Here is a 16,285-nt window from a genome sequence, read left to right as displayed (position 1 = left end):
AGAATATTGAAAATATGTTCTAGAGCTAAAGTACTAGGAACTGTAGTGAGAACATGAGGAGTTTATTATGGCAATTGTGAAAAAAAGACTAGGAGACCTTTTAATTGACGCAGATGTAATTTCGCAAGAGCAATTGGATAAGGCGTTAACTGTACAAAAAACAACAAAGGAGCGATTAGGAAAAGCTTTAATTAGTTTGGGATATGTGACTGAAAAATCCTTAATTAAAGCATTGGAGATACAGTTAGGTGTTCCTCATGTGGTATTAACCGGTTTAAATATAAACCCGGAAGTTATTGCATTGGTACCACAAGCGATTGCTGAAAGGTATAGTATTCTTCCAATTGATAAAAATGGCAAAAAATTAACCATTGCAATGGTGGATCCGACAAACTTTTATGCAATTGATGATGTTCGGACGATTAGTGGACTGGATATCGTTCCTGCGATTGCTACTGAAAAGGATATCTTGCGTGCAATTAATGAGTTTTATGGTGTTCAAGCACTTGTAAACAAAGCGTCTAGTATTATTAAGCCTGAGGATGTAGCAAGTATATCGGAGGTTCAGACGGCGAATGATGCTCCTGTAATTAGTATAGTAAATACGATTATTAGCCAAGCCATAAAAGAACGTGCGAGTGATATCCACATTGAGCCGACGGATACAGCGCTTAGAGTTCGTTATCGAATAGATGGGGCGCTAAGAGAATTTTTTTCTTTTCCCTATAAAACGCATGCTTTATTAGTGTCAAGAATAAAGATAATGAGTGATTTAGATATAGCAGAACGACGAATCCCTCAAGATGGACGAATTAAATATGTTGAAAACAACAAAGATTACGATTTGCGTGTATCGACATTACCGACAGTTATAGGTGAGAAAATTGTAATGCGAATCTTAGATAGAAGTTCTGTAATTGTTGATATTAAGAGTTTAGGTTTTTCTGAATACAATCTTAATCGATATAGTAAATTATATAATCAGGCATATGGAATGATCTTAGTTACTGGTCCTACGGGATCGGGAAAAACAACTACATTATATTCTACTTTAACGGGATTAAATAAGTCGACGGAGAATATTATTACAGTAGAAGACCCTGTTGAATATCGTTTAGATGGAATTAATCAAGTACAGATTAATCCAAAAGCTGGATTAACTTTTGCTGCGGGTTTGCGTTCTATTTTACGTCAAGATCCTAATATTGTTATGTTAGGGGAAATTCGTGATGGCGAAACAGCTGATATTGCAATTCGCGCAGCGTTGACAGGACATTTGGTTTTAAGTACTTTACATACAAACGATTCGGCTGGAGCTATTTCTCGTTTAGTTGATATGGGCGTTGCACCATTTCTTGTTTCATCCTCGGTATTAGGGATTATTGCCCAACGGTTAGTTCGTGTAATTTGTTCTGAATGTAAAGAATCTTATCAACTAGAAAAAGATTCTCTAGAATATGAGTTTATGGAAAATATGTGTGACGGTGATACTGTTTTATATCGTGGTAGAGGGTGCCCAAGCTGTGGTGGAACTGGTTATAAAGGGCGTTTAGCAATTCATGAAGTATTGCCAATCTCAAAGAATATTCGAGAATTAATTACGAATCATGCATCAGTAGATTTAATAAAAAATGCAGCTTTTTCTGAAGGAATGATTAGTATGAGACAAGATGGCATACAAAAAGTCTTAGAAGGAAAAACAACGGTGAAAGAGGTAATGAAAGTTGCTTACGCAGATTTATAAAAATCAACAATTTAGTAAAATTGATGAATTATTAAAAGAGGCAGCACAAAAAAAAGCCTCTGACTTGCATTTGACAGTCGGAATTCAGCCTGCATTTAGAATTAATGGAAAACTTGTTTTTTCAGAACATAATCGACTATTACCGAACGATACAAGAGAGATGTTTGAATCCATTACAAATGATAACCAAAAGGCACATTTTTTGGAGTATGGAGAAGTTGACTTTTCCTATTCTTTATCTGGATATGGAAGATTTCGTGTGAATGCATTTAGACAGCGAGGAACCATAGCCATTGTCCTTCGCTTAGTTGCTGATAGAATACCGACGCTTGAAGATTTAGGACATCCTGATATTTTAAAGACGTTAGCGTTAAAACCTCGTGGGTTGGTTCTTGTGACAGGACCTACGGGTTCAGGAAAATCGACAACGCTTGCGGCAATGATTAATTTGATTAATCAAACCCAGTATTCGCATATTATTACTATGGAAGATCCAGTGGAATATTTGCATAGACATAATAAGAGTATTGTAAATCAAAGGGAAGTAAATACAGATTCATTATCATTTGGTAATGCATTGCGTGCTGCATTGCGTGAAGACCCAGATGTTATTTTAGTCGGAGAAATGCGCGATGCGGAAACAGTTTCGACAGCGATTACCGCAGCAGAAACTGGGCATCTAGTTTTTGCTACGTTGCATACTTGTGATGCTGCACAAACGGTGGATAGAATTATTGATACATTCCCGCCGTATCAGCAACAACAAGTAAAAGTTCAGCTATCTATGACCTTGCAAGGAATTATCGCACAACAGCTCCTACCTAGAAAAGATGGCGATGGACGGATTGCAGCGTTAGAAATTATGATTGCTACACCAGCAATCCGTAATCTAATTCGTGAGGGGAAAACGCATCACATCATTTCAAGTATTCAAACCGGTGCAAAGCTGGGGATGCAAACGATGGACATGGCGCTGAAAAATCTTGTTCAACAAAATTTAATTAAAATGGAAGATGCTTTGGCATGTGCAAATGATCCAGATATCTTACTTAGAAACTCTCCCGTCAATCGATTAGTTTAATCCATTGATTTAATAGGAGTATAAATATGGCGAAAACTTTTACATATAAAGCGAGAGATCGCGGAGGTACTTTAATTACCGGAAAAATTGTTGCAGATTCTCAAAATGTAGTTGCTTCATTTATTCGTGAAAAAGGTTATTTTGTGACTCAAATTAAAGAGGCAAAGGAAACAACAGATATTAATGAATTCTTTAGTAAGTTGCGTGGCGTAAAGCCGAAAGAAATTGCAATATTCTGTAGGCAGATGTCAATTATGATTAATGCAGGATTGCCTTTGGTAACAGCAGTAAGTATTCTCATTGAACAGACGCATAACCCAGTATTAAAGAATGCCTTAAAAGATATTTATCAACAAATTCAAGGTGGGGATACCTTTAGTTCAGCAATAAAAAAATATGAACATATTTTTCCACCGATTATGATACATATGATTACTGCCGGTGAAGTCGGCGGCGTAATGGACGATGTAATGGATCGTCTGGCAGTGCATCTAGAAAAAGACTACAAAATGCGCGAAAAAATTAAATCGGCAATGACATATCCGGTTGTAGTCATTTGCTTAGCCGTTTTAGTTGTGATTTTTATTTTGACGTTTGTTATGCCGACATTTAAGAGTATGTTTGATAACATGCACTCTGAATTACCGTTACCAACACAGTTTTTATTAGGTGTAAGCGGATTTTTTCAAGAATATTGGTGGCTGGTGATTATCGGACTTATTGCGATGGTATTTGGCGCAACACGAATTTATAAAATTCCGCGATACCAACTATATTTTGATGCAATGATTCTCAGCATGCCTGTATTTGGCATGCTAGTTAGGAAAATTTCGATTGCACGATTTAGTCGTACATTGGGAACTTTACTACATGGTGGTGTACCGATTATCACGGCACTTGATGTTGTAAAAAATATCACCGGAAATATGCAATTGGTCAATGCATTAACCGCTGCACAAACCGATGTCAGGGACGGATTTACACTATCCGATACGCTGAATTCCAGCAAGGTTTTCACACCAATGGTCGTACAAATGATTGCCGTTGGCGAAGAAACAGGGCAGATGGATACGATGCTGGGAAAAATTGCCGATTTCTACGAAGATGATGTCGATGATGTTGTCTCAAGACTAAGCAGTCTATTAGAGCCTATGATGATTGTCATCCTTGGCTTAATTATTGGATCTATTGTTATTTCTATTGCATTACCAATGTTTGATGTAGTAAACAACGTTGGTGGCTAATTTGCAATAGAGGAATGCTATAGAAAATTAATGAGAGGAGGTGAAACAAATGATACAAGCAATTCGTAAACGAATGAACCAAAAAGGTTTCACTTTAGTTGAATTAATGGTAGTTATTGCGATTTTAGGTGTATTGGCAGCTATTGCGATTCCTAGATTTAATGAATCTACAGCAAAGGCGAATACAGCTAGAGTTCAAGCAGATTTGCGAACGATTGATTCTGCATCCGTTCAATATCAAGCAGACAATGGTAAAATGCCTGCTACTATAACAGATTTACAAAATTATTTAACTACTGAAGTTTCTAAATTAAAATCACCTAAAGGTGGTTTGTATTTAAAGGCAAATTCAACTACAACATTGGATGCGGAAACTGCATATGGAGTTAATACTACAACTGGTCGTGGTACATTAACTGTTGGAGGTACTGCAAAAGTAGCGGAAGACTTTGGTTATGTTGCATCATCAGGAACGTGATGAGGTTTTAATCTCTACAAATAAGCAACTAAGCTTTTGCTTAGTTGCTTATTTACTATCCGAATCTATCTAAAGGAGGTACAACATTGGATTTTGCATTTATTTTTATTTTAGGCTTATTAATCGGTAGTTTTCTCAATGTATGTATCTACCGATTGCCGCAGAATGAATCGATTGTTTTTCCGTCGTCACATTGCATGTCGTGTGGAAATGAACTAAAAGTATTAGATTTAGTGCCGGTACTTAGCTATTTTGTATTACAGGGAAAATGTCGTTTTTGCAAAACATCTATATCGCCTCGTTATGCAGGGATGGAGCTATTAACTGGTTTTTTATTTTTGTTTACTTATTATCAGGTTGGCTTAGGTTTAGAATTATTAAAAGCACTGATTTTTATTTCATTTTTAGTTGTAATTACGTTTATTGACTATGACCATCAATTGATTTTGGACAAGGTTTTATTACCGATGGGAATCGTTGGTGTTTTGATAAATTTATTATTTGAACATAGTGATTTAATCACTGATTTAGGTTTGTTATCTTTTTCTCTGCTGGTGAATCCTTTAGATTGGCTGAGTATGGGGATTGGGTTCTTTGTCGGTGGGGGATTGTTATTTATTATTGCTATGGTAAGTGGAGGGGGAATGGGAGGAGGAGATATCAAATTTGCCGCTGTGTTAGGCTTGTGGCTGGGCTGGCAAATGAATTTGCTCGTATTAATGTTAGCGTTTATCTTAGGTGGGATTGTTGGTGTCCTATTAATAGCAACACGAATCAAAAGCCGTAAGGATTATATACCGTTTGGCCCATTTATTGCGATTTCTGCTTGGATCGTCTATATCTATGGAATTGAAATTTTGCAATGGTATTTTTCTTTAACGTGAATCGCTGATGCGTGGAGTGACTTTAATTGAGCTTTTGATTTGTGTTGCTATTTTAGGGATTATTTGCTTAATTGGACTGCCAAAACAAAATATTGCGGAGAAGCATCAATTAAATTTTGCAACGGATGAGCTTGTGATGAATTTGCGTTGGATGCAGCAAATGTCGTTAAATTCATTGCGAGGAAATACAAGTCATCCCCAAATAATGCCAGATTTAGTACTTACGTTGAATCTTTTGCAGGGAAATAATTCAGGGTATATGATTTGTTGTGGCACAAAGATTTTAAAAAGGATAGATTTTCCAGGTGGGATAAAAATTGTTTCAAACAATCAACAGAATTTTATCAGTTTTAATTACAAGGGGCAAATCAATCAGCCATGTACGATTTCTTTGCAAGATAAAGATGGGAAAAATCGATTGATTATTATTGACCGCGTAGGGCGAATCCGAACGCAATAGATAGTGGAGATTGTTTATGATGAATGAAAAAGGGTTTTCATTAATTGGAGTTCTGATTTCATGTATTCTTTTGACAGCAATTACTTCTCTTTTATTTACTCAGCAAATGATAATAAAACAAAACATGAATGCGCAAAATCGTATGAATGCAGCGAATATTGCACAAGTAGCAATTGAGAGTTTAACCAAGGCCGATTTAATGGCAATAGATTATACGAGTTCAGTAAGGCAGGTAATCGAAAATCATACGACTTTTGAAGTAACAACAACAATTACACATGAAGAGTTTTTTCACATGGACAAAGTTAAAGTAATTGTAGCTTGGCAAGAATGGGGCGTTTTATATAATGTCACGTTTGAAACATTATTGTCTAAAGATATTTTATTTTAAAATTGTTTTCAGAGAAAACGGCTATTCTTTGGTTGCTTTATTAATTTCATTGACTTTGCATGTCATGATAGCTTCATGTGTTGTTCCTATAGCAGATATAGCGATAAAACAAAATACGCTCTTAGTTACACGAATTGCTTTGCAATCAGAAATGCGTTATGCACTAGAGTGTATAGTACAAGATTTTACCTATGCAAAAAAATTTGATATAACAGATGATACTTTAACTATTATTACTGATCTATATATAGATAAAGATAGGAAAGAAGAGAAAAAAACGATTTATAGGATAGATAATACGAAAGGTATTTGTAGATTGACTTGTGATTTTCAACCGATGACTGGTGAAAGTAAAATGTGTAATAGTACAATTACTGGGTTAACTTTTAAAAGAATTTCAGCAAAATCGATTTTTATTGAAATTTGCGCAAGCGATAAGGACAAAAAAGTTTTTTTAAAATTACATACCGTTGCTACTGCCTTAAATATTTTTAATGAAAATTCTTTGTAGGTGAGAAATTGAAAAATCAATATGGGTTTAGTACAATTATAAATTTAATTCTTCTCACATTATTAACGACAATCGTTATGTCTTGTATGAATTTAGTAAATGTAAATTTTGCTACTGAGGAGCTGCATTTATCTAATATTCAAGCACAATATTTAGCAAAAGCAGGAGCAAATTATGCAATTGTAAAATTAATACATAATAAGGAATATGCAAAAGAAAATAATTCTGGTATTATAGAAACGATAGAGTTTTCAACTGGCAAATGTGAAATTCGAGTGTATAATACTGGAGGTAAAGCAAGCATTTTAGCTGTTGGAATTAGTGAAAAATCAAGAAGTCAATATATTGTGGAAATGCAAGTAGACGCTGAAGAAAAAATGCATGTTGTTTATTGGAGACCTTAGATAAATAAAAATGCTAGAGGTGCTTTTATGAAGATTAAAAATTGTATGGAGGATTTTGTTTTTCAGCATTTGGACGGTTTTTTAGAGCAAAATCAGAGTGTTTGCAAATGCGAGCAATGTAAAACTGATATCGCAGTATTAGCACTTAATCGTTTAAAACCATGCTATGTAACGACTGAAAAAGGAGATTTATATACACGGCTTGAATTGTATGAAACAGAAAATGAAGTTGATATTTTCATTGCGTTAGGTAAAGCAATTGATATTGTGGAGGCAAATCCTAGACATGTTAAAAGATAAAAAGAAAATTCTAAATTGGATAGAAAATAAACTTTTTTCAAAGCCTAATTCTATTTTGGGGATTAATATAGGAAATTCTTATGTGAAAATGATTGAATTAAAAATGGAATCTGATGAGTTTATTCTGAAAAATATTGCTTATGCACCTTTATTTGGTGAGAAATATAATGATGATATGAGTAGATATGAACGTATTTTTTCGGCGATAACACATTTAATAGAACTTCATGGGATTCAATCTAAGGATGTTATTTTGTCTATAGGAGGTCGCGATATATTTGAACGTCGAGTAGAATTTCCTAAAATGCCAGATACAGAATTGGCAGAGGCTGTAAAATGGGATATTGAAAAATATGTGCCTTATGAAGCTGATACTTACTATTATGATTTTGCCATTCTAGAAAGTAATATGAATAATGAAACAGAAATATTGCCGGTTATGCTTGTAGCAGCACCAATGAGCGTGGTTGATGAGAATGTTAAAATGATGCAAGAATTGAATTTACATATTGTTGCAATTGAGGGAGAATCGTTTGCCTTAACAAGAACAATACGAACGGTAGAAAATTATATTGTAGTTGATATTGGTAAGGAAAATGGACAAGTTTTAATTTTTCAAAATAATATTCCAATTGCGGCAAGAAATATTCCTATTTTCGGGGATAGCTTTACGGAAATTATTCAATCAAGTTTATCTGTAGATAGTGCAGAGGCGGAAATGTTAAAGCAAAGTCAGCAAAATTTAATTCAAGCAGATGATACTGCAAATGAATTATTGATAACTTTAGCAAAAGAATTACAGGGTATTGTCCAAGAACTGTCAGATGAAATTTTGCGTACGATTGAATATTATCGTGTACAAAACAAAGATGCTGTTGTCGATAATATTTTTCTTACTGGTGGGGGTACGAGAATTAATGGTCTAGAGCAGCAGCTGGAGCAATTGATTTCTATTCCGGTTGCTCGGCATAATCCTTTTGCTTGCTTAACGATTAATGATTCCTTTGATTCTAATTATATTAAAAAAGTTTCACCACAATTTTCAATTGCAGTTGGATTGGCAATGAGAGGTAATGTTGTATGATTAAAATTAATTTATTACCACCTGAAAAACGGCGAAAACAAATTCCATTGAAACGATTCATTACGATAGTTATGAGTTCTTTTGTTATTGCTTGGGTTGGAATTTATTTTTTCATGCTTTTTCAAGCTGCTATATTGCAAGATACTATTCTTTCAGCCAAAGAAAGTTATCAGCTTATGACCAAAAGTATTGAAAAAAAAGAAATTACTGAAAAAAAACAACAGGTTATTAATAAAAAAAATGCAGTAGTGACAGGAATCTCTAAGAACATAAATGCGGAATATGCAGTTTTATCAAATATAAGTGAGCTGGTCACAGCTAATGTTTGGTTGACTGAATTTCATATGGATGAAAAAAAAGTTGTTAGAATTAAAGGCAATGCCTCTAGTTATCCTCAATTAGCAACTTTTTTAAATCGTTTTGAAAATAATAAGGCATTTACTGAGGTATCTTTGACCAGTGCAAATGTTACCAAAGTATCGAATCAGGAGATTACTCAATTTGAAGTTACTGCAAAATTCAAGGAGTTATAGAAATGAATTTATCATTGACAAAACTTGAGTTAAAATATAAACTGACATTATTCTCACTTATTTTAATCATTTTAAATATAATTTTCTACTTTTTCATCTATAGTCCGCAGAGTGAGGAAATTTGTACATTAAATAATCAATTGGAATTAGAACAGCAACAAATTAAAGTAATAGAAGATTTTATTAGTAACCATCCTGATATTAACGCTTATGATAATGAACTAAATAGTAAATTAGATAAAATAAATAAGATGATTCCTGAAAATCCTGATGTCAGCCTTTTTATTGATGAGATTTCAAAAATTGCTATACAGTCATCTATTCAAATTAACAATATTACTCCTGGTGAACTAGTTGATAAAAATAATTATCGTGAGTTTAGGATAGCTTTAAAAATAAGCGGTGATTATTTCGATTTCTTGAAATTTTTGCAAGCTTTAAATAGACTAGATCGATTGACAAGTATTTCTACGATTCAAGCATCGGCAAAAGGAAATATTGTGGAAAGTGATTTAGCATTAGTTGTTTACTGTTATGGAAGTTCAAAGGATTCATCTGGAGAAAATGCAAAAGCAACAAAATCATCTGCGTCTAAAACCAATTAGGTTAGACGCAGTTTTTTAATAGAAATAAAATGAAAAAGGAGATATAATATGTTTCGTTTTTTAACTGCAGGAGAATCTCATGGGCAATGCTTAGTTACAATTATAGAAGGATTACCTTCGGGTATTAAAATTGATATTAATAAAATTAATACCGATTTAGCGAGGCGCCAACAGGGCTATGGTCGTGGAGGTAGAATGAAAATAGAAACGGATAAAGCTGATATTTTATCAGGTGTTCGTTTTGGTGAAACTATTGGAGATCCAATTACAATTAGAATTAATAATAAAGATTGGTCTAATTGGGAAGAAAGAATGTCTGTATTTGGTAACGTTGCAGGAGCAAAAGTGACAGCAGCTCGTCCAGGTCACGCTGATTTAATTGGCAGCCAAAAATATAATCGTGAAGATATTCGTGATATTTTAGAACGAGCAAGTGCTAGGGAAACAGCGACAAGAGTTGCTGTAGGAGCTATAGCCAAATGTTTGCTATCAGCTTGTGGAATCGAAATTAGATCTCATGTTACTAATATTGGTGGTGTTAAAGTTAATCCTAAGAATATAGATTATACAATATTGAAAGAATCTAAAGTAGAATCAGAATTAAATTGTTGTGATAAAATTGCTGAAGCGAAAATGAAAGATGCAATTGATCAAGCGAAGAAAAATGGCGATACTTTAGGTGGAGTCTTTGAAATAGTTGTATTTAATACGATTCCTGGTTTGGGGAGCCACATTCAGTGGGATAGAAGACTTGATGCAAAATTGGCGAGTGCGCTAATGTCTATACAAGCAATTAAAGGGGTAGAAGTGGGTGAAGGTTTTGAATTTGCCAATTTACCAGGAAGTCAATCCCATGATGAAATGTTTTATAATGCGAATAAGAACGTCTATCGAAAAACAAATCATGCAGGTGGAATTGAGGGTGGCATGAGCAATGGAGAAGCTATTGTAATTAAAGCTGTAATGAAACCAATCCCTACCTTGATGCGTCCATTAGCTTCGGTTGATATAAACTCTAAGGAAGAAGTAAAAGCGAATACAGAGCGAAGCGATGTTTGTGCAGTCTCTGCAGCCTCAGTAGTAGGCGAAGCAATGACGGCAATTGTGCTTGCGGAACTGTTAATTGAAAAGTTTGGTGGAGACAATATTTGTGACTTAAAGGCAGCAATAGATCATTACATAGCAAGAATAAATAGGTGATATGATGAAAAATGTTATATTAATTGGCTTTATGGGCACAGGAAAGACGAGTACTGGACGATTATTGGCTAATAGAATAGGGTATTCTTTTATCGACACTGATAATAAGATTGAAGCTGTAAATAAGATGAGTATTCCGGAAATGTTTCGAAAATATGGAGAAAAATATTTTCGTGAAAGAGAAACAGAAATTATCAAAACTATTGCCAAATATCATCATGCAGTTATCTCAACTGGCGGAGGTGTGGTTCTTAATCCACATAATATGAATTTGCTAAGCCAAAATGGAGTTGTTGTCTCACTAACTGCTTCAATTGATTCTATTTTAGAGAGAACTAGCAGAAGAAATTCACGTCCTTTATTAGAAACGGTTGATCGACGTAAGGTAATTGAGGAGTTGCTAAAATCTCGTATAGAATTTTATCGTAAAGCGGATTGTGTGATTGATACAAGCAATATTTCGCCGTTACAAGTAACAGATAAAATCATTGATTTTATGAGAAAAGGGGGGATTTTACGTGCAAGAGGTTAGCGTTGTGCTTGGTAGTCAGAGTTACGATATTCATATTGGTGAAGGTTTTTTGGACCAATTAGAAGTACTGATGCAATCCTTTTCTTTTTCAAAGCGAGGCTTGTTAATTTCAGATAGTAATGTAGCACTTTTATATGGGGATAAACTATTAAATATCCTGAATCAAAATGGGTTTGCATTCGATTTGTTTGTTGTTCATGCAGGTGAGCAGGCAAAATCATTTAATATCGCACAAAAAATTTATACGAAAGTAATTGAATTGGGGTTAGATAGAAAATCTCCGATAATCGCATTAGGCGGGGGCGTGGTTGGAGATTTAACAGGCTTTATTGCTGCTACTTATTTGCGTGGTGTACCGTTTATACAGATTCCAACCAGCCTATTAGCGCAAGTAGATTCAAGTGTAGGCGGAAAGGTTGCAATTAATCACGAGTTAGGTAAAAATTTGATTGGTGCTTTTTATCAACCTAAATTTGTTCTGATTGATTTAGAGATATTACAAACACTTCCGCAACGTGAAATTTATTCAGGATTAGCGGAAATTATTAAATATGGGATTATTGCTGACGATAAGTTTTTTGATTATTTAGATACAAATAGTCAAAAAATATTGGAACTTGATAAAAATACATTATCTCATATAATTCGGCGTTCATGTGAGATAAAGGCAGATGTGGTGAGTAAAGATGAAAAGGAAGCTGGACTGCGGATTATTTTGAATTTTGGGCATACAATTGCGCATGCGGTTGAAAGTGATACGGGTTATAAAAAATATAATCATGGTGAAGCAGTTGGGATAGGAATGCATGGAGCCGCCTTATTAAGTCACTATTTAGGGCTTATTGATGAAACGGTTTTAAATAGAGTCATTCAGATCATACAAAAATTTCAGTTGCCTTTATATGCTTTTGATTGTACGATTGAAAACTTATTTGAATTTATTGGTCGGGATAAAAAAGTGACGAGTGGTAAAGTAAAGTGGGTATTGATGAACTCGATTGGGCAGGTAATTATTCGTAATGATATTTCAGATGACTTAGTAAAAAGAGTTTTATCTGAAATTGTAAAATCTTCCGATAGTAAGAATCTATGATAAATTTACTTGATTATTTTGGTGCACGATGTTAGAATTTAATTATTATTTATATATAATTTAAGCAGTCTTTGGGGAAGGTGAAACTCCTTACCGGCGGTAAAGCCCGCGAGCCTTTTGGCAGATTCGGTGAAATTCCGAGGCCGACAGTATAGTCTGGATGAAAAAAGACTTAGCTTATAGGAATTTTTATTTACTATAGGTATGTCTGTCTGAGGCTGTTAAAAGGGATGAATCTCTTTTTAATAGTCTCTTTATTTTTAGGGAGATGATTTAATGGATGAAATTTATATGCGTGAAGCATTAAGAATCGCTGCCTATGCATCAGGGCGAACAACGCCAAATCCATTAGTTGGTGCCGTTATTGTAAAAGATAATCGAATTGTGGGACAAGGCTGGCATAGAAAAGCTGGAACAGAGCATGCTGAAATTCATGCGCTACACCAAGCAGGAGAGTTAGCAAAAGGTGCAGATATTTATGTTACGTTAGAACCGTGTTCGCATTATGGGAAAACACCACCTTGCTGCCAAGCGATAATAAAAGCAGGGATAAAAAAAGTCATTGTAGCGATGACTGATCCGAACCCACTGGTTGCAGGAAATGGATTAAAAGAATTAAAAGCAGCAGGAATTGAAGTGGTTGAGGGTGTATGTCGCGATGAGGCAGAGAAACTAAATGAAGTTTTTCTAAAGTGGATTGTACATAAAATGCCCTTTATTGTCGTAAAAACGGCGATGACCTTAGATGGAAAAATTGCAACTGTTTCTGGGGATTCAAAATGGATAACAAATGAAAAATCACGTAAATTCGTACATCAATTACGTGATTTATATGATGGAATTTTAATTGGAATTGGGACTGTTTTAGCTGATAATCCTACGTTAACAACAAGACTAGACCACTTGGGAAAAAATCCAGTTCGCATCATTGTCGATAGCAAGGCACGAATTCCGTTAGATTCTATTGTTATAACGGATAAAAGTGCACATACTATTCTTGCGGTTACAGAAAGAGCATCTCAAGAAAAAATCGCGGCTTTACTTCAAGTAGGAATTGAAGTGATTGTGACGAAGGAAAAAGCTGATCGAGTTGATTTAAGTGATCTACTTAAAATTTTAGCTGAAAAAAATATTTGTAGTATCTTGGTTGAGGGTGGTTCAAGAATAAATTATTCATTTTTTGTTGAACATTTAGTGGATAAGGTGCATTGCTTTATTGCACCTAAAATTATTGGCGGAACAGATGCAGCTTCTCCGGTAGGCGGAAAAGGAACTTTTTATATGAAAGATGCCTATCAGTTAAATGATATTACTACGGAGCGCTTTGATGAAGATATTTTAATTACCGGCTATGTAAGATAAGGAGGCATAGGTTATTGTTTACAGGGCTTATTGAAGAATTAGGAATCGTAAAGGCAATTCAATCTGGTGCTAAATCAATTCAACTTACAATTACGGCAAAAAAAGTGCTTGAAGATGTAAAAATAGGAGACAGTATCGCAGTCAATGGAACTTGCCTTACGGTTGTTCGTTATCATCAACATGACTTTACAGCGGATGTTATGCCAGAGACAGTAAAAAGAACTGTTTTATCACAGCTCAAGATTGGTGATGTTGTAAATTTAGAAAGAACTTTGGCATTAGGTGATCGATTTGGGGGGCATATCGTTAGTGGTCATATTGATGGAATTGGAACAATTCTAAGTATGACAAAGGATGATAATGCAATTGTTGTAAAAATAAAAGTTGCAGACCATTTATTACGTTATATCATTGAAAAAGGGTCTGTAGCGATTGATGGTATCAGTTTAACGGTTGTTGAGATGGCAGATTCGTATTTTTCAGTATCTCTGATTCCACATAGTGCGCAAATGACGACTTTAGGAAAGAAAGCTGTTGGAGATATTGTTAATATTGAAAATGATATTATCGGAAAATACGTAGAACGTTTGCTGAATTTATCGGTAAAAGAAGAGAAAACAACAAGTATATCTATGGATTTCTTGCGAGAAAATGGATTTTAATGGAGGGAATATAATGAGTTTTAGCTCGATTGAATCGGCAATAGAAGATATAAAATTAGGTAAAATGATTATTGTTGTTGATGATGAAGAACGCGAAAATGAGGGCGACCTTCTTATGGCTGCGGAAATGGTTACTCCAGAAGCGATTAATTTTATGGCTACATATGGTAGAGGGCTAATTTGTATGCCTGTGCATGGAAAAAGATTAGATGAATTAGAATTAGATGCAATGGTAATGCATAATACAGATGCGAATGGAACTGCTTTTACTGTTTCAGTAGATGCATATGATACAACAACTGGGATATCCGCATATGAACGTGCTTATACAGTAAAGGCAATTTTAGATCCGAAAACTACTTCCGATAAATTACGTCGTCCTGGACATGTTTTCCCTTTGAGGGCAGTAGATGGCGGGGTTTTGAGACGTGCAGGGCATACTGAAGCTGCTGTAGATCTTGCTAAATTAGCAGGATTTACTCCTGCAGGAGTCATTTGTGAAATTATGAATGATGATGGAAAAATGGCACGCGTACCTGATTTATTGAAGTTTGCTCAAAAGCATGACTTGAAAATTATTACGATAGCCGATTTAATTAAATATCGCAAATCAACAGAAAATTTTATCAAATGCGTTGCTACAACTTCTCTCCCGTCCAAATTTGGTCAATTTAAATTGGCTGCATATGAAGATAGACTAACAGGCAAATGTCATGTAGCGATGATAAAGGGAGATGTAGAAAATAAAGAAAATGTATTGGTTCGAGTACATTCTGAATGCTTAACAGGAGATGTATTTGGATCTTTACGTTGTGATTGTGGAGACCAGTTAGCAAGGGCTATGGAACGAATAGAAGAAGAAGGTCAAGGCGTTTTATTATATATGCGTCAAGAGGGACGTGGCATTGGCTTAGCAAATAAAATTCGGGCTTACGAATTACAAGATCAAGGAAAAGATACAGTTGAAGCAAACTTATTATTAGGGTTTGCACCAGATTTACGAGATTATGGAATTGGGGCGCAAATTCTTTCTGATTTAGGGCTAACGAGCATTCGACTGCTAACAAATAATCCTGAAAAACGTGCTGGGCTTGAAGGTTATGGATTGAAAATTGTAGAGAGAGTACCATTAGAAATCAAAGCGAATAAGTTTAATAAAAAATATTTATCTATAAAAAAAGTAAAAATGGGACATATGTTGAAAGGTTATGAGGGGGACGTAAAGAATGGCTAATATTATTGAAGGTAAATTAACAGCAGAAGGATTAAAAGTAGGAATTGTAGTAGCAAGGTTTAATGAATTTATTACAAGCAAACTATTGGGAGGTGCATTAGATGGATTAAAGCGTCATGGGGCAGATGATGCAGATATTGATGTTGTATGGGTGCCAGGTGCTTATGAAATTCCAATGCTTGCTCAAAAAATGGCGACAAGCAAAAAATATGATGCAGTTATTTGCTTAGGCGCAGTGATTCGTGGATCAACTACACATTATGATTATGTTTGTAATGAAGTTGCTAAAGGCGTTGCTCAAGTTGGTTTAGCTAGCGGAGTTCCAACAATTTTTGGCGTAGTGACAACAGAAAATATTGAACAAGCAATTGAGCGTGCTGGCACAAAGGCTGGAAATAAAGGCTATGACGGTGCTATGGCAGCGATTGAAATGGCTAATTTATTAAAATCCATGTAATATATTTCCAGGGGAATGAAAGGTGG

The 16,285-nt window shown here is 34.8% G+C and carries 20 protein-coding genes and 1 riboswitch; all 20 genes read left to right on the top strand.

Annotated elements, in window-relative coordinates; genetic code table 11:
- Positions 1–67: 67 nt before the first annotated feature.
- The 20 genes from ACWZFG_RS03660 (at position 68) to ribH (ending at position 16,259) form a co-directional block, all read left to right on the top strand.
- Positions 68–1,744, top strand: a complete 1,677-nt coding sequence (locus ACWZFG_RS03660) for a GspE/PulE family protein (RefSeq protein ID WP_177503109.1) — start codon at positions 68–70, stop codon at positions 1,742–1,744.
- The gene (locus ACWZFG_RS03655; RefSeq protein ID WP_455577112.1) at positions 1,725–2,825 is read left to right on the top strand and encodes a type IV pilus twitching motility protein PilT; all 1,101 of its coding nucleotides are present in this window, start codon (positions 1,725–1,727) and stop codon (positions 2,823–2,825) included. The genes ACWZFG_RS03660 and ACWZFG_RS03655 overlap by 20 nt, the downstream gene beginning before the upstream one ends.
- Before the next feature lie 26 nt (positions 2,826–2,851).
- A complete protein-coding gene (locus ACWZFG_RS03650) occupies positions 2,852–4,069 on the top strand; it encodes a type II secretion system F family protein (RefSeq protein WP_455577111.1) in 1,218 nt (405 codons plus the stop codon).
- A 49-nt stretch (positions 4,070–4,118) separates the two neighbouring features.
- Positions 4,119–4,547 carry a competence type IV pilus major pilin ComGC gene (locus tag ACWZFG_RS03645; RefSeq protein WP_147668581.1) on the top strand — a complete coding sequence of 143 codons (429 nt, stop codon included), beginning with the start codon at positions 4,119–4,121 and terminating at the stop codon, positions 4,545–4,547.
- A gap of 86 nt (positions 4,548–4,633) precedes the next feature.
- Positions 4,634–5,431 carry a prepilin peptidase gene (locus ACWZFG_RS03640; protein WP_455577110.1) on the top strand — a complete coding sequence of 266 codons (798 nt, stop codon included), beginning with the start codon at positions 4,634–4,636 and terminating at the stop codon, positions 5,429–5,431.
- A gap of 7 nt (positions 5,432–5,438) precedes the next feature.
- The gene (locus ACWZFG_RS03635) at positions 5,439–5,891 is read left to right on the top strand and encodes a pilus assembly FimT family protein (RefSeq protein WP_455577109.1); all 453 of its coding nucleotides are present in this window, start codon (positions 5,439–5,441) and stop codon (positions 5,889–5,891) included.
- A 16-nt stretch (positions 5,892–5,907) separates the two neighbouring features.
- Positions 5,908–6,282 (top strand): type IV pilus modification PilV family protein, encoded by a 375-nt coding sequence (locus ACWZFG_RS03630; protein ID WP_455577108.1) that lies wholly within the window; start codon positions 5,908–5,910, stop codon positions 6,280–6,282.
- Positions 6,283–6,346: 64 nt separating this feature from the next.
- Positions 6,347–6,793 carry a hypothetical protein gene (locus tag ACWZFG_RS03625; protein WP_455577107.1) on the top strand — a complete coding sequence of 149 codons (447 nt, stop codon included), beginning with the start codon at positions 6,347–6,349 and terminating at the stop codon, positions 6,791–6,793.
- An 8-nt stretch (positions 6,794–6,801) separates the two neighbouring features.
- On the top strand, positions 6,802–7,197 hold the full coding sequence (locus ACWZFG_RS03620) for a hypothetical protein (protein WP_177503097.1): 396 nt from the start codon (positions 6,802–6,804) through the stop codon (positions 7,195–7,197).
- A gap of 27 nt (positions 7,198–7,224) precedes the next feature.
- Positions 7,225–7,497 carry a late competence development ComFB family protein gene (locus ACWZFG_RS03615; RefSeq protein WP_177503217.1) on the top strand — a complete coding sequence of 91 codons (273 nt, stop codon included), beginning with the start codon at positions 7,225–7,227 and terminating at the stop codon, positions 7,495–7,497.
- The gene (gene pilM, locus ACWZFG_RS03610) at positions 7,484–8,581 is read left to right on the top strand and encodes a type IV pilus assembly protein PilM (RefSeq protein WP_455577106.1); all 1,098 of its coding nucleotides are present in this window, start codon (positions 7,484–7,486) and stop codon (positions 8,579–8,581) included. The genes ACWZFG_RS03615 and pilM overlap by 14 nt, the downstream gene beginning before the upstream one ends.
- Positions 8,578–9,114, top strand: a complete 537-nt coding sequence (locus ACWZFG_RS03605) for a PilN domain-containing protein (protein ID WP_455577105.1) — start codon at positions 8,578–8,580, stop codon at positions 9,112–9,114. The genes pilM and ACWZFG_RS03605 overlap by 4 nt, the downstream gene beginning before the upstream one ends.
- A 2-nt stretch (positions 9,115–9,116) precedes the next feature.
- Positions 9,117–9,719, top strand: a complete 603-nt coding sequence (locus tag ACWZFG_RS03600) for a type IV pilus inner membrane component PilO (protein WP_418627021.1) — start codon at positions 9,117–9,119, stop codon at positions 9,717–9,719.
- Positions 9,720–9,767: 48 nt separating this feature from the next.
- On the top strand, positions 9,768–10,919 hold the full coding sequence (aroC, locus tag ACWZFG_RS03595; protein WP_177503089.1) for a chorismate synthase: 1,152 nt from the start codon (positions 9,768–9,770) through the stop codon (positions 10,917–10,919).
- A gap of 4 nt (positions 10,920–10,923) precedes the next feature.
- Positions 10,924–11,451, top strand: coding sequence for a shikimate kinase (locus tag ACWZFG_RS03590; RefSeq protein WP_177503081.1), 528 nt, complete (start codon positions 10,924–10,926; stop codon positions 11,449–11,451).
- Positions 11,438–12,544: a 3-dehydroquinate synthase gene (gene aroB, locus ACWZFG_RS03585; RefSeq protein ID WP_177503079.1), complete on the top strand. Its 1,107-nt coding sequence runs from the start codon at positions 11,438–11,440 to the stop codon at positions 12,542–12,544. Before ACWZFG_RS03590 ends, aroB begins: the two co-directional genes overlap by 14 nt.
- A 63-nt stretch (positions 12,545–12,607) precedes the next feature.
- Positions 12,608–12,720, top strand: a riboswitch (FMN riboswitch).
- A gap of 100 nt (positions 12,721–12,820) precedes the next feature.
- On the top strand, positions 12,821–13,906 hold the full coding sequence (ribD, locus tag ACWZFG_RS03580; protein ID WP_177503077.1) for a bifunctional diaminohydroxyphosphoribosylaminopyrimidine deaminase/5-amino-6-(5-phosphoribosylamino)uracil reductase RibD: 1,086 nt from the start codon (positions 12,821–12,823) through the stop codon (positions 13,904–13,906).
- A 14-nt stretch (positions 13,907–13,920) separates the two neighbouring features.
- Positions 13,921–14,568, top strand: a complete 648-nt coding sequence (locus ACWZFG_RS03575) for a riboflavin synthase (protein ID WP_455577104.1) — start codon at positions 13,921–13,923, stop codon at positions 14,566–14,568.
- A gap of 13 nt (positions 14,569–14,581) precedes the next feature.
- Positions 14,582–15,802: a bifunctional 3,4-dihydroxy-2-butanone-4-phosphate synthase/GTP cyclohydrolase II gene (locus ACWZFG_RS03570; protein ID WP_147668611.1), complete on the top strand. Its 1,221-nt coding sequence runs from the start codon at positions 14,582–14,584 to the stop codon at positions 15,800–15,802.
- The gene (gene ribH, locus ACWZFG_RS03565) at positions 15,795–16,259 is read left to right on the top strand and encodes a 6,7-dimethyl-8-ribityllumazine synthase (protein ID WP_147668613.1); all 465 of its coding nucleotides are present in this window, start codon (positions 15,795–15,797) and stop codon (positions 16,257–16,259) included. The genes ACWZFG_RS03570 and ribH overlap by 8 nt, the downstream gene beginning before the upstream one ends.
- Positions 16,260–16,285: the final 26 nt, after the last annotated feature.

It is taken from the genome of Anaerosinus sp., assembly GCF_965318445.1.
This window is presented reverse-complemented; position numbering and strand designations above follow the sequence as displayed.

What these genes read in the sequence shown, in the direction of transcription:
- ACWZFG_RS03660 (WP_177503109.1), top strand. Translation starts at nt 68, where the DNA reads ATGGCAATTGTGAAAAAAAGACTAGGAGACCTTTTAATTGACGCAGAT.
- ACWZFG_RS03650 (WP_455577111.1), top strand. Translation starts at nt 2,852, where the DNA reads ATGGCGAAAACTTTTACATATAAAGCGAGAGATCGCGGAGGTACTTTA.
- ACWZFG_RS03645 (WP_147668581.1), top strand. Translation starts at nt 4,119, where the DNA reads ATGATACAAGCAATTCGTAAACGAATGAACCAAAAAGGTTTCACTTTA.
- ACWZFG_RS03635 (WP_455577109.1), top strand. Translation starts at nt 5,439, where the DNA reads ATGCGTGGAGTGACTTTAATTGAGCTTTTGATTTGTGTTGCTATTTTA.
- ACWZFG_RS03630 (WP_455577108.1), top strand. Translation starts at nt 5,908, where the DNA reads ATGATGAATGAAAAAGGGTTTTCATTAATTGGAGTTCTGATTTCATGT.
- ACWZFG_RS03625 (WP_455577107.1), top strand. Translation starts at nt 6,347, where the DNA reads ATGATAGCTTCATGTGTTGTTCCTATAGCAGATATAGCGATAAAACAA.
- ACWZFG_RS03615 (WP_177503217.1), top strand. Translation starts at nt 7,225, where the DNA reads ATGAAGATTAAAAATTGTATGGAGGATTTTGTTTTTCAGCATTTGGAC.
- pilM (WP_455577106.1), top strand. Translation starts at nt 7,484, where the DNA reads ATGTTAAAAGATAAAAAGAAAATTCTAAATTGGATAGAAAATAAACTT.
- ACWZFG_RS03605 (WP_455577105.1), top strand. Translation starts at nt 8,578, where the DNA reads ATGATTAAAATTAATTTATTACCACCTGAAAAACGGCGAAAACAAATT.
- ACWZFG_RS03600 (WP_418627021.1), top strand. Translation starts at nt 9,117, where the DNA reads ATGAATTTATCATTGACAAAACTTGAGTTAAAATATAAACTGACATTA.
- aroC (WP_177503089.1), top strand. Translation starts at nt 9,768, where the DNA reads ATGTTTCGTTTTTTAACTGCAGGAGAATCTCATGGGCAATGCTTAGTT.
- ACWZFG_RS03590 (WP_177503081.1), top strand. Translation starts at nt 10,924, where the DNA reads ATGAAAAATGTTATATTAATTGGCTTTATGGGCACAGGAAAGACGAGT.
- ribD (WP_177503077.1), top strand. Translation starts at nt 12,821, where the DNA reads ATGGATGAAATTTATATGCGTGAAGCATTAAGAATCGCTGCCTATGCA.
- ACWZFG_RS03570 (WP_147668611.1), top strand. Translation starts at nt 14,582, where the DNA reads ATGAGTTTTAGCTCGATTGAATCGGCAATAGAAGATATAAAATTAGGT.
- ribH (WP_147668613.1), top strand. Translation starts at nt 15,795, where the DNA reads ATGGCTAATATTATTGAAGGTAAATTAACAGCAGAAGGATTAAAAGTA.